General features: G+C 43.7%; 3 protein-coding genes. All 3 read left to right on the forward strand.

Annotated features, from left to right (window positions below; all coding sequences use genetic code 11):
* Window positions 1–465: 465 nt before the first annotated feature.
* The 3 genes from I2I33_RS20080 to folK all read left to right on the forward strand — a co-directional run bounded on the left by I2I33_RS20080 (window position 466) and on the right by folK (window position 4,001).
* Window positions 466–2,736 (forward strand): ATP-dependent helicase, encoded by a 2,271-nt coding sequence (locus I2I33_RS20080; protein WP_204247542.1) that lies wholly within the window; start codon window positions 466–468, stop codon window positions 2,734–2,736.
* 143 nt (window positions 2,737–2,879) lie between these two features.
* Window positions 2,880–3,509 (forward strand): DUF4290 domain-containing protein, encoded by a 630-nt coding sequence (locus I2I33_RS20085; RefSeq protein ID WP_087422611.1) that lies wholly within the window; start codon window positions 2,880–2,882, stop codon window positions 3,507–3,509.
* Window positions 3,510–3,524: 15 nt separating this feature from the next.
* On the forward strand, window positions 3,525–4,001 hold the full coding sequence (folK, locus tag I2I33_RS20090; protein ID WP_087422612.1) for a 2-amino-4-hydroxy-6-hydroxymethyldihydropteridine diphosphokinase: 477 nt from the start codon (window positions 3,525–3,527) through the stop codon (window positions 3,999–4,001).
* Window positions 4,002–4,081 lie beyond the last annotated feature (80 nt).

A 4,081-nucleotide genomic window follows, 5' to 3' on the forward strand; every position in this document is an offset into this window, starting at 1 on the left:
CGACAGAGCGTAACATTAATGTAAATTACTCAACGTCAGCACATAATTTGGTGTCAAGCTCTTTTGAGGTAGTAGATTACTGAAAATGTACTCTTCATCGTTCTTAATTTTTGGATTTCAAAATTAGTTGGTGAAGAGTCCGGTGTCGGTACGCAAAACGGGGAGGAACGGCGCAATCTTTTTTCCGTAACCGTATTTGTTACGTGAGTTGTGGGTAACTCACTATAACATAGTGTCTTGTTTCGCCATTCGTACCCGTTTGTCGCATTTTCGGACATGGTTACGAACAAGTAACGTTGCGGCGTCAAGATTTGGCTTCGGCAAGGATTGTAATGGCTTCACGAATTATCGCCACTTTAACTAAAACCCTTGTAACTCAATTCTATCACTATATCTTTCCGCATTTCACTTTTTTGTAGTAACTTTGCATGTTCAAGGTTAAATGTTTTTCTGAATTTATTTATCGTGGATTTTATTAACGAATTGAACGAGAACCAACGAGAGGCCGTCGTGAACACGGATGGGCCCACGCTTGTGATTGCCGGAGCAGGATCGGGTAAAACAAGGGTATTGACATATCGTATCGCGAACCTGTTGAGCAAGGGAGTACCCGCTTACCGTATTCTCGCACTGACGTTTACCAACAAAGCCGCACGGGAGATGCAGAAACGTATTGCCACCCTCGTGGGACAAGGTAACGCTGCCAACTTATGGATGGGAACCTTCCACTCTATTTTCTCCAAAATTCTACGGGTTGAGGCCGAGCATCTCGGGTACACGTCCAATTTCACGATATATGATTCACAGGATTCGAAAAACCTGATCAAGTCTATTGTCAAGGACCTGAAACTGGACGACAAGGTGTATAAACCCAACGACGTGCTGGGACGCATCTCCATGGCCAAGAACAACCTCGTCGTGGCACAGGCATACGCCCAATCGGCAAAGATCACTTCTGCCGACCAAGCGGCCAAGAAACCCATGATCTCGGAAATATACAAGTATTACCAAGCCCGTTGCAAGCAAAGCGACGTCATGGATTTCGACGACCTCCTATTGCAAACGAATATTCTCTTCCGAGATTTTCCGGAGATACTGGAAAAATACCAGAAGAAGTTCGACTACATACTCGTGGACGAGTACCAGGATACGAACTATTCGCAGTACCTCATTATCAAAAGACTGGCAGAACAGCATAAAAACATCTGCGTGGTAGGTGATGACGCACAAAGTATTTATTCATTCCGGGGAGCCCGTATCGAAAACATCTTGAATTTCCGAAATGATTACCCGGGCTACAAGTTGTGCAAGTTGGAACAAAATTACCGTTCCACGACCACCATCGTTGACGCGGCAAATAGCATCATCAGCCGGAACAAGGAACAAATTCCGAAAAAAACATTCTCCCAGAACGAGGAAGGAGATAAAATCCGGGTGATGAAAGCCTTATCCGACAAGGAAGAAGGTTTCCAAGTGGCACAGGAGATATTCCGTATCTCTCAGAACGAACAAGCGGAGTTCAACAATTTCGCTATTCTGTACCGGACGAACGCCCAGTCCCGTATCATGGAAGAGGCCTTACGAAAAAGAAATATACCTTATAAAATATACGGTGGACTTTCATTCTACCAACGCAAGGAGATCAAAGACCTGATAGCCTACCTGCGACTGACAATCAACCAGAATGACGAGGAAGCCTTAAAACGAATCATCAACTATCCGCGGCGAGGCATCGGGGACACCACGATCGACAAGCTGAAAGAAGTGGCACAAAAATACAACGTGAGCATCTGGACGTTACTTTGTAATTTGAACAAAGTTCCGGGTATGGTTTCTGCCATGACTGCAGCCAAACTAACTCATTTTAGGCAACTAATCGAGGGATTCACCGAGATTGCCAAAGAAGAGAATGCATACGAAACAACTTATCGAGTGGCCAAAGCATCCGGTATCATAGAAGACCTTTCTTCCGATGACACACCGGAAGGGGTGTCCCGCCGAGAAAACATACAGGAGTTACTGAATGCTGTCAAAGATTTCTGTGAAACCGCTTACAAGGAAGGGCGGGATGACAAACTCCCTGCATTTCTGGAAGGGGTTGCCCTGTTAACCGATCAGGATAGCGAGAAACCGGAAGACAATAATAAGGTGACTCTAATGACTATCCACTCCGCCAAGGGACTGGAGTTTGAAAACGTCTTTATCGTGGGCATGGAAGAAGAACTTTTCCCCGCCCAGCAAAGTGCCTATTCCCCTTCCGCTTTGGAAGAAGAGAGAAGGTTGTTTTACGTGGCACTGACCCGTGCAGAGAAAAGAGTGATCATGACCTATTCCACTTCCCGGTACAAAAATGGTAACGTGGTCTATCCGCAACCCTCCCGGTTTATCGCGGAAATCGACCCGCACTACTTGGATGGATTTTTCACCCCGGCCCGTCCCTCCATGGGACGCTCGTTACACGGTCCCGGAATACAGGAAAAAGTGGCACGTCCTAACATTACCCTTCAACCCAAGGTTGAAGTGCCGGACATTGACACCTCGAAACTGGTACCCATCAACGGGGAACAGATTATTCCCGACATGGTAATCTTTCACCCCAATTTTGGCCCGGGAAAGGTAATTTCCATAGATGGTTTGGGAGTAAATAAAAAGGCAAAAGTGATGTTCCCAAAGCACGGTCAAAAGGTTTTATTGTTAAAGTTTGCAAAACTTTACGTGCAAGGGCATACAAATTAATGACTTATAAACAAAAAATATTATATTTGCAACATATTCTAATTTCTAATAGATGCGAGGGATTGATTATTCCGGTATTTTAATGTGATTTTCCGGCGTTTTCCCATAAAATAAAAAATTTTTAAGATCAAAATTATCCTGTAATGGACTATAATAGCCAAAGAAAAAAACTTATTCTTCCCGAATATGGAAGGAATATTCAAATGATGGTTGACCACCTGGCAACAATAACAGACAGAGACGAGCGTACCCGTGCAGCCAAAACAGTAATCAGCGTGATGGGAAATCTTTACCCACACCTTCGGGACGTTCCGGATTTCCGTCATAAATTGTGGGATCACCTGATGATCATGTCAAACTTCACGTTGGACATTGATTCTCCCTACCCACTCCCGGAAAAAGATATTCTGGAAGAAAAACCGGAAAAGTTACCGTATAACAATCACCGGATCAAATACAAACACTATGGTCTTCTCACCGAGAAACTAATCGAGAAAATCAAAGAAACAGAAGACCCCGAAATCAAAAGAGTACTCACGGTGTTAACCGCCAACCACATGAAAAAATCATTCCTTACGTGGAATAAAGACTCCGTGGAAGACGATCAAATCTACAACGACATCAATACATTATACGGTGGCAATATCGAAATGCCAGAAGGAATGATCCTTTCTCACTCGAAAGACTTGTTGCAGAAGAAAAATACCAAGCCCACGAATAACAACAAGCAACAGAAAAACAACAAGAAACAATTTTACAAAAAACACAACTAATTATAGATTACCCGTATGTTGGTAACTTTAATCTTCGGGGGAAATCAAGGGGACCGGAAAGCCTTGATTGATGAGGCCATAACGGAAATGTCAAGCATAGGGAAGATCGAACGCTGTTCTTCCCTTTACGAAACCGCCCCGTGGGGATTCGAATCATCTGATTCTTTTTATAATCAAATTGTTACTTACGAAACAAATCTACTCCCGGAAGAAGTTTTGGATAAATGTCAGGCCACAGAACAAAAACTCGGACGAGTTCGCTCCGGTACTCAGTTCTGTTCCCGAACCATGGATATAGACATTCTTTTCTGTGATTCCCAAATCATCAACACGCCTCGCCTGACAGTTCCTCATCCCAGACTAGCACAACGTAATTTCGTACTTGCCCCCCTGAACGAAATCATGCCGGCCTTCATTCATCCGGTCAGTCACAAAACCATTGCCACTCTTCTCTCAGAATGCTCGGACACGCTAAAAGCGGAGATAATTTGAAAAGGCCATGTGGCCAAAAATAGTTGGTAAATTCTTTATAACGATTTGAATTCCAGAATGATTAATTACCTTAATTGAAA

Source organism: Butyricimonas sp. BSD2780061689_150309_C8 (assembly GCF_015560935.1).
GTDB lineage: Bacteria > Bacteroidota > Bacteroidia > Bacteroidales > Marinifilaceae > Butyricimonas > Butyricimonas paravirosa.